Here is a 15,914-nt window from a genome sequence, read left to right as displayed (position 1 = left end):
CCCCGCGGCGGGATTCTTCTCCGGACGTCATCCCGGGTTCCGCATCGCGGCCCCGGGATGACAGCTTCGGCTCAGTAGTGCTCTTCGAAGCGCTTGGCGAGATCTTCGATGTTCTCCGGCGGCCAGCCGGGGATGTCCATGCCGAGGTGCAGGCCCATTCCGGCGAGCACTTCCTTGATCTCGTTGAGCGACTTGCGGCCGAAGTTCGGGGTGCGAAGCATCTCGCCCTCGGACTTCTGGATGAGGTCGCCGATGTAGACGATGTTGTCGTTCTTCAGGCAGTTCGCCGAACGCACCGACAACTCGAGTTCGTCGACCTTCTTGAGCAGAGCCGGGTTGAAGGGGAGCTGCGGCGCGAGCGGCGCGGCCTCTTCCTTGCGGGGCTCCTCGAAGTTCACGAAGATCTGCAGCTGGTCCTGGATGATGCGCGCAGCGTAGGCCAGCGAATCCTCCGGCGAGATCGCGCCGTTGGTCTCGACCGTCATGGTCAGCTTGTCCTTGTCGAGATCCTGGCCCTCGCGGGTGGTCTCGACGCGGTAGCTGACCTTGGTCACGGGCGAGAACAGGGCGTCGACCGGGATCAGGCCGATCGGCGCATCCTCGGGGCGATTGCGCTCAGCCGGGACGTAGCCCTTGCCGGTGGCCACCGTGAACTCCATGCGGATCTCAGCGCCGTCGTCGAGCGTGCAGAGCACGAGGTCCGGGTTCAGGATCTGGATGTCGCCGATCGCACCGATATCGCCGGCGGTCACGAGACCCGGGCCGGTCTTGCGCAGGGTCATGCGCTTCGGCTGGTCGGTCTGCGAGCGGATGGCGATCGTCTTGATGTTCAGGACGATGTCGGTGACGTCCTCACGGACGCCCGGGATCGACGAGAACTCGTGCAGCACGCCGTCGATCTGCACCGAGGTCACGGCGGCGCCCTGGAGGGACGACAGCAGCACGCGGCGCAGCGAGTTCCCGAGCGTCGTGCCGAAGCCGCGCTCGAGCGGCTCGGCCACGACGGTGGCGACCCGCTTCGGGTCGTCGCCGGCCGAAACCTGCAGCTTGTTCGGCTTGATGAGCTCTTGCCAGTTCTTCTGAATGACCACGGTCCTACCTCTCGTCGTACTCGCGTGTCCGGCGTCCCGGATCACGCTTCGGCCGACCCCCACGCGCCCCCGCGTCGAGATCGGTCCCTGAAACTATTGCTGCCCTGAAACCCAGAGCTCGGGCACGAAGCGGTAGCCACCGCCATCGCGCGCCACGTAGCCGAGCGCCGGAAACTCGAGATGAGATCCGGCGATCAGCGTGCCGTTGTCGGCGACCTCGGCGAGGATGCGCTTGCGCGTCTCCCGTGCCTGATCACCATCGACGTCGAAGCCGACCCCTGCCTCGGGTTTGGCGAACTGGATCGCCGGCAGGTGGACGACGTCGGTCCACATCAGCAGCGACCGGCTGCCCGACGTGATCCGGAAACCGGTATGGCCCGGCGTGTGGCCGGGCAGCGGAACGGCGACGATCCCTGGTGCGACCTCGCCGCCCCGATGTTCGACAACCCGGCCCTCGTAGGCCGAGATCACCTTGCGGGCGTTCTCGAAATACGGCTTGGCCCCGTCCGGTGCCTTGGCGAGCGCCGCATCGGGAAGCCAATGCGCGGCCTCGTCGGCGTGCAACACCAAGGTCGCGTTCGGGAAACGTGCCTTGCCGTCATCCCCGAGCAGGCCGCCGATATGGTCGGGATGCAGGTGGCTGACGAGCACCGTCTCGATCTCGGCCGGCGTGACACCGGTCGTGGCCAGAGCCGCAGGAACCCGGCCGAGCGTATCGACCGGAGAAAGCGGGCCGTAGCCCGCATCGATCAACAGCGGCTTGCGGCCCGGCCCCGTGATCAGGAAGGCGTTCAGCGTGACGCGCGGATCGGAAGGCCGGTGACCGGACTTCTGAAGCCCGACGGCGTCCGCAGCGGGAATGCCGGTGACGAGGTTCTCGGCCGAGTCCTGGAACCAGCCGTCGTTGAGCACGGTGACCGTGAGGTCACCGAGGTTCCAACGCAGCACTCCGGGAAGCGGCTTCGAACCGTCCGACACGCGAGACTCCTTCCGATCCTCGCTCAGACGCGGCGACGCTTGCGCGGGCGGCAGCCGTTATGCGGGATCGAGGTCACGTCGCGGATCGAGGTCACGGTAAAGCCCGCGGCCTGGAGAGCGCGCAGGGCCGATTCACGACCGGAGCCCGGACCGGACACCTCGACCTCGAGGGTGCGCATGCCGTGCTCGGAAGCCTTGCGGGCTGCGTCCTCGGCGGCGACCTGGGCAGCGTACGGGGTCGACTTGCGCGAGCCCTTGAAGCCCATGGCGCCGGCCGACGACCACGAGATCGTGTTGCCCTGTGCGTCGGTGATGGTGATCATCGTGTTGTTGAACGAGGCGTTCACGTGGGCGACGCCCGACACGATGTTCTTGCGTTCGCGCCGGCGGACGCGGGTCGGTTCCTTAGCCATCTGTTCTCAGTCTCTTCCTTCAGGCGCGCCCGTAATGCCAGGCGCTCGGGATTGCGTGTCTCTCGGTACCGAATACGCCGCCATGGCGGACGTTTCGAACGGTCACGGTTGCGATCGGATCGCGCCGTGCGAACGAAGGAGGCCGCGCGATGCCCGGCCTCCGATGGAACCGAATTACTTCTTCTTGCCGGCGATGGGCTTCGCCTTGCCCTTGCGGGTCCGGGCGTTGGTGTGGGTGCGCTGGCCGCGAACCGGGAGCTGCTTGCGGTGGCGCAGGCCACGGTAGCAGCCGAGATCCATCAGGCGTTTGATGTTCATCGAGACGTCGCGGCGGAGGTCGCCCTCGACGAGGTAATCACGGTCGATCGTCTCACGGATCTGGAGAACCTCGGCGTCGGTCAGCTCGTTGACGCGACGCTCGGCTGGAATGCCGACCTTCTCGGTGATCTCGCCGGCCTTCTTGGAGCCGATGCCGTGGATGTACTGAAGCGCGATGACGACGCGCTTGTTGGTCGGGATGTTGACGCCTGCGATACGGGCCAAGGTCTTCTCCATCTGGGCTGGGCTGAGCCCGAGCCACGAATTTTGCACGCGTCCGGTGGAGGCCGGCCCATGCGCGCGGATGCTAGTGTCTCGGTCCGTAACGACAAATCGGCCCAAGAGCAGCCTCAATGAGGCACCCTGGACCTGATCGCGGTCTGGACGAAGGTGGCCCGCCTAGCGCAGGCCACCCGGGGAGTCAAGGCTGCTCCCGAGCCGTTCGGCTCAGGAGGTGACGGTCTGCCGGTAGCGATCGAGGATCGTCGTGAGATCCTTCGTCACCTCGTCGATCGGCTTCATGCCGTCGATCGTCTGCAAATGGCCGAGGCTGGCATAATAGTTCGACAGCGGTGCCGTCTGCTTCTTGTATGCCTCGAAGCGAGACTTGAAGACCTCTGGCGTGTCGTCCTTGCGCACGGGTTGTCCGCGTGCCGCGGTCTCCTCGGCGCGCTTGGCGATGCGGCCGACCAGGGCATTCTCGTCCACGACGAACTCGACCACGGTGTCTAGCTCGAGGTGTTTCTCCTTGAGCATCGCGTCGAGGGCGATGGCCTGCTCGACCGTGCGCGGGAAACCGTCGAGGATGAAGCCGTTCTCGGCATCGGCCTCTTCGACGCGGTCGGCGACGATGCCGACCACGACGGCGTCCGGCACCAGGCCGCCGCTCTCCATGATCGATTTGGCTTCCAGCCCGACCGGCGTGCCGGCCGCGACGGCGGCGCGCAGCATGTCACCGGTCGAGAGCTGGGGAATGCCGTAGGCTTTCGTGATTCGCTCGGATTGCGTACCCTTCCCTGCCCCAGGGGGTCCGAGCAGAATGATCCGCATGGCGCCGTGATCCTCCTCAGGCCCGCCTCGCGGGCTCGTTATTCCATCAGGCAGGGTAGTCTATCGAATGGCCGGAAAGGAACGCCTTTTGTGCGCCCCTTCCGGTAGACCTTTGGCCGAGAGCCGCCGGCTTCAGCGGCGGCGCTGCGTCGTGGATGCGCCGCGCAGCTTGGCCTTCTTCACCAAGCCCTCGTACTGGTGCGCCATCAGGTGCCCGTGGATCTGGGCGACCGTATCCATGGTCACCGAGACCACGATCAGCAGCGATGTGCCGCCGAAGCCGAGGCTGGCCGAGGTCTGCGAAGCGACGATCTCCGGCACCAGGCAGACGAAGGTCAGGTAGAGCGCGCCGATGACCGTGATCCGGGTGAGGATCTTGTCGATGTAGCTCGCCGTGCGCTCGCCGGGCCGCTGGCCCGGGATGAAGCCGCCATGCTTCTTCAGGTTGTCGGCGGTCTCCTGCGGATTGAAGACCACGGCCGTGTAGAAGAACGTGAAGAAGATGATCAGCGCGGCGTAGAGCAGCATGTAGAGCGGACGCCCGTGCCCGATATACGCTGTCAGCGTGCCGAGGATCCCCGTCGAGCCCTGGTTTGCCGAGAAGCTCGCCACCGTGGCCGGCAGCAGCAGGAGCGACGAGGCGAAGATCGGCGGGATGACGCCCGAGGTGTTGAGCTTCAGCGGCAGGAACGAGGTCTGGCCCTCGTACATGCGGTTGCCGACCTGCCGCTTAGGATACTGGATCAGAAGCCGGCGCTGGGCCCGCTCCATAAACACGATGAAGTACACGAGACCCACTGCGGCGACAGTGGCGCCGAGGAGCAGGGCCGGCGAGAGCGCGCCGGTGCGGGTCAGCTCCAGAGCGCCGAAGATCGCCGCCGGAAGGTGGGCGACGATGCCCGCGAAGATGATCAGCGAGGAGCCGTTGCCAATGCCGCGCGAGGTGATTTGCTCACCGATCCACATCAGGAACAGCGTGCCGCCGGTCAGCGTCAGGACGGTCGAAAGAATGAAGAACGGGCCGGGATTGATGACGGCGTTCGAGCCCTGCAGGCCGAAGGCGATGCCCCAGGACTGCACCAGAGCCAGCACCACGGTGAGGTAGCGCGTGTACTGGTTGATGACCTTGCGGCCGGATTCGCCCTCCTTCTTGAGGGCTTCCAGCGTCGGCACGACGGAGGTCAGCAGCTGAACGATGATCGAGGCCGAGATGTACGGCATGATGTTCAGCGCGAAGACGGCCATGCGCTCGACGGCACCGCCGGAGAACATGTTGAACATGCCGAGCACGCCACCGGCCTGGCTCTGGAAGTTCTTGGCGAACTGCTCGGGGTCGATGCCGGGAATCGGGATGTAGGTGCCGAGCCGGAACACGATCAGCGCGCCGATCGTGAACCAGATACGCTTTTTGAGCTCGTCGGCCTTGGCGATCGCGCCGAAATTCAGATTGGCGGCAAGCTGCTCGGCGGCTGATGCCATGTCACGGGTTCCCGAAGAATGCCGTCCGGAGGATCTGGAAACAGAGACGGCGGCCACGCGCGTAGCACGGGCCGCCGCTCAGATGTTTCGACTTAAGCGCTGGCTCAGGCCGACGCAACCGTCGCCCGGTGGGCGACGCCTGCGGCGAAGGTAGTCGTGACCGATCCGCCGGCCTTCTCGACCGCCTCGATGGCGGACTTCGAAGCGCGGGTGACCTCGAAGCTGAGCTTGGTCGTCAGTTCGCCGACGCCGAGCAGCTTCACGCCGTCACGAGCCCGGCTGATGATGCCAGCCTCAATCAGCGACGCGACCGTCACGGTCGCGGCCTTGTCGAGCTTGCCGGCGTCGATCGCCTGCTGCACCCGGCCGAGATTCACCTCGTTGAGGTCGGTCGAATACAGGTTGTTGAAACCGCGCTTCGGCAGGCGACGATGCAACGGCATCTGGCCGCCCTCGAAGCCCTTGATGGACACGCCGGTACGGGCCTTCTGGCCCTTCACGCCGCGTCCAGCGGTCTTGCCCTTGCCAGAGCCGATGCCCCGGCCGACGCGCATCCGGTTCTTGGTTGCGCCTTCGTTGTCGTGGATCTCGTTGAGCTTCATCGCGCCCTCCTCAAGCCACGTCGCCGTGGACGCGCACGAGGTGCGCAACCTTGCGGATCATGCCGCGCACGGAGGGAGTATCCTCCAGCTCGGACACGCGGTGCAGCTTATTCAACTTCAGGCCGATCAGCGTCGCGCGCTGAGAGGCCTCGCGGCGGATCGGCGAACCGATCTGCTCGATGCGGACAGTCTTGGTAGCCATTCTGCCCTCCCCTTACGCAACAGCGGCTTCGGAGGTGTCGTTCGGATCGGCGTCGCGGCGACGCGACTGCAGAGCGGACACCTTGAGGCCACGACGGGCGGCGACGGAACGGGGGCTATCCTCGTTCTTGAGAGCATCGAATGTCGCACGGACCAGATTGTAGGGGTTGGAGGAGCCGAGGCTCTTCGCCACCACGTCCTGCATGCCGAGCGTCTCGAACACGGCGCGCATTGGGCCGCCGGCGATGATGCCGGTACCCTGGGGCGCAGCGCGCAGGATGACCTTGCCGGCGCCGTGACGTCCATTGACGTCGTGGTGCAGGGTGCGGCCCTCGCGCAGCGACACGCGGATCAGGCCACGCTTGGCGGCTTCCGTCGCCTTGCGGATCGCCTCGGGAACCTCGCGGGCCTTGCCGTGGCCGAAGCCAACGCGGCCCTTCTGGTCGCCGACGACGACGAGAGCGGCGAAGCCGAAGCGACGACCACCCTTCACGACCTTGGCGACGCGGTTGATGTGGACGAGCTTGTCCACGAACTCGCTGTCGCGCTCCTCGCGATCCTCGCGGCGGCCGCGGCCACCGCCTTCACGTTCACGTGCCATGTCTTGTCCTATTCATCTCACTGGCGCAGGCCGAAACGACCCGCTCGCTCGATGGCCCGAACCCGCTGATTAAGAGTCAGCGGCTCGTACCGAGGCCGGGCAGCGCTGCCGCCCGGCACTGGATCAATCAGAACTCGAGGCCGCCTTCGCGGGCTGCGTCGGCGAGAGCCTTGACGCGGCCGTGGAAAATGTAGCCCGAGCGGTCGAAGACGACCTTGGAGACACCGGCAGCCTTGGCGCGCTCTGCGACGAGCTTGCCGACGGCCTCTGCCGCAGCCTTGTCGGCGCCGGTCTTCAGGTCCTTCTTGAGATCCTTGTCGAGGCTCGAAGCCGCGGCCAGCGTCTTGCCGGCAGCGTCGTCGATGACCTGGACGTAGATCTGCTTGGACGAGCGGAACACCGAGAGACGCGGCCGACCGTTTGCTGCTGCCCGAAGCGCGCGGCGCACGCGCGCCTTGCGCTTGATGAGGGCTTCGTTCTTTGAAGACATTCTCGCCCCCTTACTTCTTCTTGCCTTCCTTACGGAAGATAAACTCGCCCGCGTACTTCACGCCCTTGCCCTTGTAGGGCTCGGGACCGCGATAGTCGCGGATCTCGGCGGCGACCTGACCGACCTGCTGACGGTTGATCCCCGTGATGGTGATCTCCGTCGGCTTCGGCGTCACGATCGTGATGCCGGCCGGGATCTCGTATTCGATGTCGTGGCTGTAGCCGAGCGACAGCTTGAGGGCCTTGCCGGCCATCGCTGCACGGTAGCCGACGCCGGTGATCTCGAGCTTCTTCTCGAAACCCTTCGACACACCCTCGACGAGGTTGGCAACCTGGGCACGCGAGGTGCCCCACAGGGAACGGGCCTGCTTCGACTGGTCCTTGGGCTGCACCGAGACGGCGCCGTCCTTGAACTCGACGGTAACCTGCGACGGCACCACGAATTCCAGTTCGCCCTTCGAACCCTTCATCTTCACCGTCTGACCCGTGACCGTGGCGGTGACGCCGGACGGAACGGGGACGGGCTTCTTGCCTACGCGAGACATTCGGCTGTCCTCCGGATCAGAACACTTTGCAGAGCACTTCACCGCCGACATTGCGCTCGCGCGCATTGTGATCGGCCATGACGCCCTGCGGGGTCGAGATGATGGTGATGCCGAGGCCATCGGCCACGCGCGGCAGCTCGCCAACCGACGAGTAGACGCGACGACCGGGCTTCGACACGCGCTGAAGCGAGCGGATGACCGGCTGGCCATCGTAGTACTTCAGCTCGATCGCGAATTCCGTCCGACCATTGCCGAGATCGCTCACGGCGTAGTCGCGGATGTAGCCCTCGGACTTGAGGACATCGAGAACGCTCTTGCGGAGCTTCGATCCGGGCGTCTGGACGACGCTGCGGCGGCGAAGCTGGCCGTTGCGGATGCGGGTGAGCATATCACCCACGGGATCGTTGACCATGGTGGCTCCCCCTTACCAGCTGGACTTCACGAGGCCCGGGATCAGGCCCTTGTTGCCGAGCTCACGCAGGGCAATTCGGGACAGGCCGAGCTTGCGGTAGAAGGCGCGGGGGCGCCCGGTGACTTCGCAACGGTTACGAATGCGGGTCGGCGAAGAGTTGCGCGGCAGCTCGGCGAGCTTGAGGCGCGCCTCGAAGCGCTCCTCCATGCTGTTCGCCTCGTTGTTCGCGATCGCCAGCAGCGCCTGCCGCTTGGCGGCGAAGCGCTTCACCAGCGCCTTGCGCCGGTTGTTGTTCTCGACTGAGCTTGTTTTAGCCATGTCTATCTATCTCCGGTGTCCGCGTATGAGCTTTGGGCTCACTGCCGGAACGGGAATTTGAAGTGGGCGAGAAGGGCCTTGGCCTCTTCGTCGGTCTTGGCGCTCGTCTGGACGACGATGTCCATGCCCCAGGTCTGCTCCGCCTTGTCGTAGGAGATTTCCGGGAACACGAGGTGCTCCTTGAGGCCCATGGCGTAGTTGCCACGGCCGTCGAAGGAACGCGGGTTCAGACCGCGGAAGTCGCGGACGCGCGGGAGCGCGATCGTGACCAGACGATCCATGAACTCGTACATACGCGCCTTGCGGAGCGTGACCTTGCAGCCGATCGGCATGCCCTCGCGAACCTTGAAGGTCGCGATGGCCTTGCGGGCCTTGGTGATGACCGGCTTCTGGCCGGCGATGAGCGCCAGATCACCGGCAGCAACGGTAGCCTTCTTCGAATCCGCGGTGGATTCGCCGACGCCCATGTTGATGACGATCTTTTCGATCTGCGGCACTTCCATCGGGTTCTTGTAGCCGAACTGCTCGATGAGCTTCTGGCGAACGACCTCGTCGTAATGCTTGCGCATCCGCGGGGTGTAGCCGTCGGCGCTCGCGCCGCGCTTCGGGCCAGCCGCCTTCACGGTCTTGGCCTCGTCCGCCTTGCCGGCGTCCTTGGGAGCCTTTGCAGGCTTCTTGGCATCAGCCATCGATCAGATCCCCCGAGCGCTTGGCGAAGCGGACCTTGCGGCCGTCATCGAGAATACGGAAACCAACGCGCGTGGGCTTGCCGTCCTTGGGGTCGGCGATCGCGATGTTGGAAAGATGGATGGCGGCTTCCTTGGAGATGATCCCGCCTTCCTGATTCTGCGTCTGCTTCTGATGCTTCTTCACCAGGTTCACGCCGCGAACGAACGCGCGGTTCTCCTTCGGAAGCACCTGAATCACCTCACCCGAGCGACCCTCATCACGGCCGGTGAGAACGACGACCTTGTCGCCCTTCTTGATCTTCGCAGCCATCACAGCACCTCCGGAGCGAGCGAGATGATCTTCATGTGATTGCGGGCGCGAAGCTCACGCGGCACGGGTCCGAAGATACGGGTGCCGACCGGCTCCTTCTGATTGTTGATCAGAACGGCGGCGTTCTTGTCGAAGCGGATCACCGATCCGTCGACGCGCTTCACGGCCTTGGCCGTCCGAACGACGACCGCCTTCATGACGTCGCCCTTCTTCACGCGGCCGCGCGGAATCGCTTCCTTGACGGACACGACGATGATGTCGCCGACGCCGGCATATTTACGCTTCGACCCGCCGAGTACCTTGATGCACATCACACGACGCGCACCAGAGTTGTCGGCGACGTCCAGATTCGTCTGCATCTGGATCACGGAAGTGACCTTTCCTTGTTTCGGGCGGGTATCCGCACGCGGACGGTATTGTCCGGCGGACGACGCCTGATGGGGATCTGAGGTCCCCGAATGTAACGGACCGCGCAATCGGCGTTGGAAACGCCGGCGCGGTCACCGCGGTCATGTGAAAGTGCGAACACTCTCACGGAATGTCTGCGAAGGTCGGCGCGATACTACGTGCCGACCGTCGATGCAAGAGGCTTCCGTCGATCCGCCTCCCGTTCAGCCCTGAGGCTCAGGCGGCAGGCGCCTGACCGGCGGCTTCCGCCGCGGCAGCCTGGTCGTCAACCAGCTTCCAGGTCTTAGTCTTCGAGAAGGGGCGCGACTCCTCGATGAACACCGTCTGGCCGGTCTTGGCGACGTTGTTCTCGTCGTGAGCATGATAGTGCTTCGAGCGACGCACGGTCTTCTTCATCACGGGGTGGGTGTAGCGGCGCTCCACCTTCACCGTGATGGTCTTGTCGGTCTTGTCGCTGATGACAGTGCCCTGCAGCACGCGCTTCGGCATGGTCTGGAACTCCTTAGCCTTGCGCCGACGCCAGCGTCTTCTGACGCTGAAGCGTACGGACGCGGGCGATGTCGCGGCGAACCTCACGGACGCGGGCGACGTTCTCGAGCTGGCCCGTGGCACCCTGGAAGCGCAGGTTGAACTGCTCCTTCTTCAGGTTGACGAGCTCATCGCTCAGTTGATCCGGCGACAGGGCGCGCAGATCCGACAGTCTCTGTGACGACTTCATGATCCCCTCCCCTCTCAGTCGGCGATGCGGGCAACGATGCGGGTGCGCACCGAAAGCTTGGCGGCTCCGAGGCGCAGAGCCTCGCGGGCAACCGTCTCGGCGACGCCATCGACTTCGAACATGATACGACCCGGATGGACGCGGGCCGCCCAGTACTCGGGAGCACCCTTACCGGAGCCCATGCGGACCTCGGTGGGCTTGGCGGTGACCGGAACGTCCGGGAACACCCGGATCCAGACACGGCCCTGGCGCTTCATCTCGCGGGTGATCGCGCGGCGGGCCGCCTCGATCTGACGGGCGGTGACGCGCTCCGGCTCGACGGCCTTGAGGCCGAACGTGCCGAAGTTCAGGTCGAACCCGCCCTTGGCCGCGCCATGGATGCGACCCTTGAACTGCTTACGGAACTTGGTCTTCTTGGGTTGCAGCATGGCAGCCTCTCAAACTCTCCTCAGGCTCAGGCGATCAAGCGTGAGACGGCTCGCGGCGGCCGCGGCCACCACGGTCGTCACCGTCACGCTCACGACGCCCGCCGGAGCGGCCGCCCTCTTCCTGGGCCTTCTTGTCCTGGGCCATCGGGTCGTGCTCAAGGATCTCGCCCTTGAACACCCAGACCTTGATGCCGCAGGTCCCATAGGTGGTGAACGCGGTGGCGACGCCATAATCGACGTCGGCCCGCAGCGTGTGCAGCGGAACGCGGCCCTCGCGGTACCATTCCGTGCGCGCGATCTCCGCACCGCCGAGACGGCCGGCGCAGTTGATGCGGATGCCCTCGGCGCCGAGACGCATCGCCGACTGCACGGCGCGCTTCATGGCGCGACGGAAGGCGACGCGGCGCTCGAGTTGCTGAGCGATCGAGTCGGCCACCAGGGTAGCGTCGATCTCGGGCTTGCGCACCTCGACGATGTTGATCGTCACGTCGGCCTTGGTCATCGAGCCGACGAGCTTACGCAGCTTCTCGATATCCGCGCCCTTCTTACCGATCACCACACCGGGGCGACCCGAATGGATGGTGACGCGGCACTTCCGGTGCGGACGCTCGATCACGATCTTGGAGACCGCGGCCTGCTTCAGCTGCTTCATGAGGGCGGCGCGGATGGCGACGTCCTCGTGCATCAGCTTGGCGTATTCGCCCTTGCCGGCGAACCAGCGGGAATCCCAAGTCCGGTTGATGCCGAGACGCAGGCCGATCGGATTGATTTTCTGACCCATGGAATCCTCCTCAGGCCGCTTCAGCGCGCACTTCGCGAACCACGATCGTGAGGTTCGCGAAGGGCTTCAGGATGCGCGCGCCGCGGCCGCGGGCACGGGCGTGGAAACGCTTGAGCACGAGTGCCTTGCCCACGAAGGCCTGGGAGACGACCAGGTCGTCCACGTCCAGGTCGTGGTTGTTCTCGGCGTTGGCGATCGCGCTCTCGAGGCACTTCTTGACCTCGACGGCGATACGCTTGCGGGAGAACTGAAGATCGGCGAGCGCCGTATCGACCTTCTTGCCGCGGATCAGCTGCGCCACGAGGTTCAGCTTCTGGGGCGAAACACGCAGCATGCGCGCAACGGCCTTGGCCTCGTTCTCGGGGAGCGCGCGGGGGGTGGCAGCCTTGCCCATCTTAGCGCCTCTTCGCCTTCTTGTCGGCCGCGTGACCGGGGAAGGTGCGGGTCGGCGAGAACTCGCCGAACTTGTGACCGACCATTTCCTCGGTGACGTAGACCGGGATGTGCTTCTGTCCGTTATGCACACCGAAGGTGATGCCAACGAACTGCGGGAGGATCGTGGAGCGGCGGCTCCAGATCTTGACGACCTCGTTGCGGCTGGAGCCGCGGGCGGCGTCGGCTTTCTTGAGGAGGTAGCCGTCGACGAACGGCCCCTTCCAGAGGGAGCGTGCCATGGCGATTACTTCTTACGGTTATGACGGCTGGACAGGATGAAGGTGTCGGTCCGCTTGTTGGACCGGGTCTTCTTCCCCTTGGTGGGCACGCCCCAGGGCGTGACCGGGTTGCGGCCGCCCGAGGTACGTCCCTCGCCGCCGCCATGCGGGTGATCGACGGGGTTCATCGCCACGCCGCGGTTGTGAGGACGCTTGCCGAGCCAGCGGTTACGGCCGGCCTTGCCGAGCGAGATGTTCATGTGATCAGGGTTCGAGACCGCACCGACACTCGCGAAGCACTGGCCGTGCACGAGGCGCTGCTCGCCCGAGTTGAGGCGCAGCGTCACGTAGCCCTGGTCGCGTCCGACGATCTGGGCGTAGTTGCCGGCCGAGCGAGCGATCGCGCCACCCTTGCCGATCTTCAGCTCGATGTTGTGGACGATGGTGCCCACCGGCATGCTGCCGATCGGACCGGCATTGCCCGGCTTGATGTCGACGTTCTCGCCGGTCACGACCTTGTCGCCGGCCGAGAGGCGCTGCGGGGCCAGGATGTAGGCCTGCTTGCCGTCCTCGAACGTGATCAGCGCGATGAAGGCGGTGCGGTTGGGATCGTACTCGATCCGCTCCACGGTCGCCGTCTGGCCGAGGTTCTCGCGACGCTTGAAGTCGACGTTGCGCAGGGTGCGCTTGTGACCACCGCCGCGGAAGCGCACGGTGATGCGGCCAAGATTATTGCGACCGCCCGAGGAGGACTTGCCCTCGGTCAGCTTCTTCACCGGCTTGCCCTTGTAGAGCTCACGGCGGTCGACGAGCACGAGCTGGCGAAGGCTCGGCGTGACCGGTTTGAATGTCTTCAAGGCCATCGGCTTGATCCTAGACTATCGCGTTCTCAGAGGCCGGTCGTGACGTCGATCGTGTCACCCTCGGCGAGGGTGATGATCGCCTTCTTCACGTCGGACCGCTGACCGCGTTGACCGCGGAAGAACTTCTTCTTGCCCTTGGTGACGAGCGTGTTCACGCCGGTCACCTTGACGTCGAACAGCTTCTCGACCGCTTCCTTGATCTGCGGCTTGGTAGCCTTCGGGGCGACCCGGAAGACGACCTTGTTCTGCTCGGTGAGGTTCGTCGCCTTCTCGGTGATGACCGGGGAGACGATGATGTCGTAGTGGCGCGGATCGGCACTCATTTGAAACGCTCCTCCAGCGCATCGACGGCCGCGCGCGTCAGCACGAGCGTGTCGCGGCGCAGGATGTCGTAGACGTTGATGCCCTGCACGGGCAGGACGTCGATCTTCGGCACGGCGCGGGCGGCGCGGCCGAAATTCTCGTCGACCTCGGCACCGCCGATGATCAGGGCGCTCGACCAGCCGAGCTTGCCCAGCCGCTCGACCATGGTCTTGGTCTTGTGGTCGTCGACCTTGATGTCGTCGACGATGATCAGGGTCGAGGCCTTGGCCTTGGCCGAGAGGGCGTGGCGCAGGGCCAGCGCACGGAACTTCTTGGTCAGGTCGTGGCTGTGGTCGCGCACCACCGGACCGAACGCACGTCCACCACCGCGGAACTGCGGAGCGGAGGCGGCGCCGTGGCGGGCGTTACCGGTGCCCTTCTGCTTGTAGATCTTCTTGGTCGACCGATCGATGTCTGACCGGTTCTTGACGGCATGGGTACCAGCACGCCGCTTGGCGAGCTGGTAACGAACCATGCGCTGAAGAAGATCGGCGCGGGGCTCGAGGCCGAAGATGGCCTCGTTGAGCTCGACCGAGCCGGCGGAGGACCCGTCGAGCGTGGTGATATCGAGCTTCATCACGCGTTCTCCTCGGCTGCGGGCGCCTCAGCGGGCGCCTCCTTGGAAGCCGAACCATTCGAACCGTTCTCACGGAACTTGCCCGGATGCGGCACCTCGGCGGGCAGCTTGCGTTTGACCGCGTCGCGGATCTGGATCCAGCCACCGGCGACGCCGGGAACGGCGCCCTCGACGAGGACCAGGCCACGCTCGGGATCGATGCGCACGACCTTGAGGTTCTGTGTGGTGACACGCTCGACGCCCATGTGACCGGGCATCTTCTTGTTCTTGAAGGTCTTGCCCGGGTCCTGGCGGCCACCGGTCGAACCGATCGAACGGTGCGAGACGGACACGCCGTGGGTGGCACGCAAGCCACCGAAGTTCCAGCGCTTCATACCACCGGCGAAACCCTTACCCGTGGTCGTGCCCGTCACGTCGACGAACTGACCTGGGATGAAGTGGTCCGCGGTGATCTCGGCACCGACCGGGATCACGGAGTCCTCGCTGACGCGGAACTCGGCAAGCTTCTGCTTCGGCTCGACCTTGGCGACAGCGAACCGGCCGCGTTCGGCAGCCGACACATTCTTCACCTTGGCCTTGCCGACGCCGACCTGGAGGGCGACGTAGCCATCCTTCTCGGTTGTGCGGTGTGCCACGACTTGGCACTGATCGATTTGAAGCACGGTAACCGGCACGTGCTCGCCTGCGTCCGTGAAGACGCGGGTCATGCCGACCTTTCGTGCAATGACGCCTGAGCGCATAGGTCTCTCCCTCGCGCGTTGATCGCTGAAGCTCTAAATCCCGCGGGACTTAGAGCTTGATTTCCACGTCCACGCCAGCGGCGAGGTCGAGCTTCATCAGCGCGTCCACGGTCTGGGGGGTCGGATCGACAATATCGAGCACTCGCTTATGCGTGCGCATCTCGAACTGTTCGCGCGACTTCTTGTCGATGTGGGGCGAACGGTTCACGGTAAACTTCTCGATGTGGGTCGGAAGCGGAATCGGACCACGGATCTGCGCACCAGTGCGCTTGGCCGTCGAGACGATTTCCTTGGTCGACGCATCGAGGATGCGATGGTCGAACGCCTTCAGGCGAATGCGAATATTCTGACCGGACATAACCTATACCTCGGCGGAAACGTGAAGGGCGGGCGGGAGGGCCCGCCCCTCAACGTCCCCTGTCGATTTGGTTGAAGGGGCTTTACTCTTGGATGCTGGCGACGACGCCTGCACCGACGGTGCGGCCGCCTTCACGGATGGCGAAGCGCAGCTTCTCTTCCATGGCGATCGGCACGATCAGCGCCACGTCCATGGTCACGCTGTCGCCCGGCATCACCATCTCGGTGCCCTCGGGCAGCGTGCAGATGCCGGTCACGTCCGTGGTGCGGAAGTAGAACTGCGGACGGTAGTTGGTGAAGAACGGCGTGTGGCGGCCGCCCTCTTCCTTCGTCAGGATGTAGGCCTCGGCCTTGAACTTGGTGTGCGGCTTCACCGAACCCGGCTTGCACACGACCTGGCCGCGCTCGACGTCCTCGCGCTTGGTGCCGCGCAGGAGCACGCCGACGTTGTCGCCGGCCTGACCCTGGTCGAGCAGCTTGCGGAACATCTCGACGCCGGTGACCGTGGTCGACACCGTCGGGCGGATGCC

At 65.1% G+C, this 15,914-nt stretch carries 28 protein-coding genes; all 28 read right to left on the bottom strand.

All coding sequences use genetic code 11. From position 1 onward, the window contains the following. Positions 1-71 precede the first annotated feature (71 nt). Positions 72-1,091, bottom strand: coding sequence for a DNA-directed RNA polymerase subunit alpha (locus tag GGR33_RS16110; RefSeq protein WP_284211563.1), 1,020 nt, complete (start codon positions 1,089-1,091; stop codon positions 72-74). Positions 1,092-1,184: 93 nt separating this feature from the next. Then, on the bottom strand, positions 1,185-2,069 hold the full coding sequence (locus GGR33_RS16105) for an MBL fold metallo-hydrolase (protein ID WP_183507027.1): 885 nt from the start codon (positions 2,067-2,069) through the stop codon (positions 1,185-1,187). A 23-nt stretch (positions 2,070-2,092) separates the two neighbouring features. Beyond that, entirely contained in the window at positions 2,093-2,482 is a 390-nt protein-coding gene (gene rpsK / locus GGR33_RS16100) for a 30S ribosomal protein S11 (protein WP_109895534.1), read from the bottom strand. A gap of 174 nt (positions 2,483-2,656) precedes the next feature. Then, on the bottom strand, positions 2,657-3,025 hold the full coding sequence (gene rpsM, locus GGR33_RS16095) for a 30S ribosomal protein S13 (protein WP_183507025.1): 369 nt from the start codon (positions 3,023-3,025) through the stop codon (positions 2,657-2,659). 222 nt (positions 3,026-3,247) lie between these two features. Further along, entirely contained in the window at positions 3,248-3,850 is a 603-nt protein-coding gene (locus GGR33_RS16090) for an adenylate kinase (RefSeq protein ID WP_183507023.1), read from the bottom strand. Between the two features lie 132 nt (positions 3,851-3,982). Next, positions 3,983-5,329: a preprotein translocase subunit SecY gene (gene secY / locus GGR33_RS16085; RefSeq protein ID WP_183507022.1), complete on the bottom strand. Its 1,347-nt coding sequence runs from the start codon at positions 5,327-5,329 to the stop codon at positions 3,983-3,985. A 104-nt stretch (positions 5,330-5,433) separates the two neighbouring features. Further along, positions 5,434-5,931 carry a 50S ribosomal protein L15 gene (gene rplO / locus GGR33_RS16080; RefSeq protein ID WP_183507020.1) on the bottom strand — a complete coding sequence of 166 codons (498 nt, stop codon included), beginning with the start codon at positions 5,929-5,931 and terminating at the stop codon, positions 5,434-5,436. Between the two features lie 10 nt (positions 5,932-5,941). After that, complete coding sequence (gene rpmD / locus GGR33_RS16075; protein WP_147047099.1) at positions 5,942-6,133, bottom strand: 50S ribosomal protein L30; 192 nt, start codon at positions 6,131-6,133, stop codon at positions 5,942-5,944. Between the two features lie 12 nt (positions 6,134-6,145). Further along, positions 6,146-6,733, bottom strand: coding sequence for a 30S ribosomal protein S5 (gene rpsE, locus GGR33_RS16070; RefSeq protein ID WP_183507018.1), 588 nt, complete (start codon positions 6,731-6,733; stop codon positions 6,146-6,148). 127 nt (positions 6,734-6,860) lie between these two features. Further along, positions 6,861-7,223: a 50S ribosomal protein L18 gene (gene rplR / locus GGR33_RS16065; protein ID WP_183507016.1), complete on the bottom strand. Its 363-nt coding sequence runs from the start codon at positions 7,221-7,223 to the stop codon at positions 6,861-6,863. A 10-nt stretch (positions 7,224-7,233) separates the two neighbouring features. Then, positions 7,234-7,767, bottom strand: a complete 534-nt coding sequence (gene rplF / locus GGR33_RS16060) for a 50S ribosomal protein L6 (protein WP_183507013.1) — start codon at positions 7,765-7,767, stop codon at positions 7,234-7,236. 16 nt (positions 7,768-7,783) lie between these two features. Further along, positions 7,784-8,179 (bottom strand): 30S ribosomal protein S8, encoded by a 396-nt coding sequence (gene rpsH, locus GGR33_RS16055; RefSeq protein WP_183507011.1) that lies wholly within the window; start codon positions 8,177-8,179, stop codon positions 7,784-7,786. Between the two features lie 12 nt (positions 8,180-8,191). Continuing rightward, complete coding sequence (gene rpsN / locus GGR33_RS16050; RefSeq protein WP_183507009.1) at positions 8,192-8,497, bottom strand: 30S ribosomal protein S14; 306 nt, start codon at positions 8,495-8,497, stop codon at positions 8,192-8,194. Between the two features lie 38 nt (positions 8,498-8,535). Continuing rightward, a complete protein-coding gene (rplE, locus tag GGR33_RS16045) occupies positions 8,536-9,066 on the bottom strand; it encodes a 50S ribosomal protein L5 (RefSeq protein WP_183507708.1) in 531 nt (176 codons plus the stop codon). 112 nt (positions 9,067-9,178) lie between these two features. Then, positions 9,179-9,496 carry a 50S ribosomal protein L24 gene (rplX, locus tag GGR33_RS16040; protein WP_147047093.1) on the bottom strand — a complete coding sequence of 106 codons (318 nt, stop codon included), beginning with the start codon at positions 9,494-9,496 and terminating at the stop codon, positions 9,179-9,181. Then, the gene (gene rplN, locus GGR33_RS16035; RefSeq protein ID WP_147047092.1) at positions 9,496-9,864 is read right to left on the bottom strand and encodes a 50S ribosomal protein L14; all 369 of its coding nucleotides are present in this window, start codon (positions 9,862-9,864) and stop codon (positions 9,496-9,498) included. Before rplN ends, rplX begins: the two co-directional genes overlap by 1 nt. 256 nt (positions 9,865-10,120) lie before the next feature. After that, the gene (gene rpsQ, locus GGR33_RS16030; protein ID WP_183507007.1) at positions 10,121-10,393 is read right to left on the bottom strand and encodes a 30S ribosomal protein S17; all 273 of its coding nucleotides are present in this window, start codon (positions 10,391-10,393) and stop codon (positions 10,121-10,123) included. Positions 10,394-10,406: 13 nt separating this feature from the next. After that, entirely contained in the window at positions 10,407-10,622 is a 216-nt protein-coding gene (rpmC, locus tag GGR33_RS16025; protein ID WP_183507005.1) for a 50S ribosomal protein L29, read from the bottom strand. 14 nt (positions 10,623-10,636) lie between these two features. Then, positions 10,637-11,050 carry a 50S ribosomal protein L16 gene (rplP, locus tag GGR33_RS16020; RefSeq protein ID WP_183507003.1) on the bottom strand — a complete coding sequence of 138 codons (414 nt, stop codon included), beginning with the start codon at positions 11,048-11,050 and terminating at the stop codon, positions 10,637-10,639. A gap of 34 nt (positions 11,051-11,084) precedes the next feature. After that, positions 11,085-11,831 (bottom strand): 30S ribosomal protein S3, encoded by a 747-nt coding sequence (gene rpsC, locus GGR33_RS16015; RefSeq protein WP_183507001.1) that lies wholly within the window; start codon positions 11,829-11,831, stop codon positions 11,085-11,087. 10 nt (positions 11,832-11,841) lie between these two features. Beyond that, positions 11,842-12,225, bottom strand: a complete 384-nt coding sequence (gene rplV, locus GGR33_RS16010; RefSeq protein ID WP_147047087.1) for a 50S ribosomal protein L22 — start codon at positions 12,223-12,225, stop codon at positions 11,842-11,844. Position 12,226: 1 nt separating this feature from the next. Beyond that, entirely contained in the window at positions 12,227-12,505 is a 279-nt protein-coding gene (gene rpsS / locus GGR33_RS16005; protein WP_147047086.1) for a 30S ribosomal protein S19, read from the bottom strand. A 5-nt stretch (positions 12,506-12,510) separates the two neighbouring features. Next, entirely contained in the window at positions 12,511-13,347 is an 837-nt protein-coding gene (gene rplB, locus GGR33_RS16000; RefSeq protein ID WP_183506999.1) for a 50S ribosomal protein L2, read from the bottom strand. A gap of 26 nt (positions 13,348-13,373) precedes the next feature. Beyond that, positions 13,374-13,670 (bottom strand): 50S ribosomal protein L23, encoded by a 297-nt coding sequence (locus tag GGR33_RS15995; RefSeq protein WP_183506997.1) that lies wholly within the window; start codon positions 13,668-13,670, stop codon positions 13,374-13,376. After that, complete coding sequence (gene rplD, locus GGR33_RS15990) at positions 13,667-14,287, bottom strand: 50S ribosomal protein L4 (RefSeq protein WP_183506995.1); 621 nt, start codon at positions 14,285-14,287, stop codon at positions 13,667-13,669. Before rplD ends, GGR33_RS15995 begins: the two co-directional genes overlap by 4 nt. Then, positions 14,287-15,027, bottom strand: a complete 741-nt coding sequence (gene rplC, locus GGR33_RS15985) for a 50S ribosomal protein L3 (protein ID WP_183506993.1) — start codon at positions 15,025-15,027, stop codon at positions 14,287-14,289. The genes rplD and rplC overlap by 1 nt, the downstream gene beginning before the upstream one ends. A 49-nt stretch (positions 15,028-15,076) precedes the next feature. Then, positions 15,077-15,385, bottom strand: coding sequence for a 30S ribosomal protein S10 (rpsJ, locus tag GGR33_RS15980; protein ID WP_147082408.1), 309 nt, complete (start codon positions 15,383-15,385; stop codon positions 15,077-15,079). 82 nt (positions 15,386-15,467) lie between these two features. Further along, positions 15,468-15,914: EF-Tu C-terminal domain-related protein (locus GGR33_RS15975; protein ID WP_246413195.1), on the bottom strand; the 447-nt coding region annotated here is incomplete at its 5' end.

The sequence above is a fragment of the Methylobacterium brachythecii genome, assembly GCF_014196345.1.
Classification (GTDB): domain Bacteria; phylum Pseudomonadota; class Alphaproteobacteria; order Rhizobiales; family Beijerinckiaceae; genus Methylobacterium; species Methylobacterium brachythecii.
This window is presented reverse-complemented; position numbering and strand designations above follow the sequence as displayed.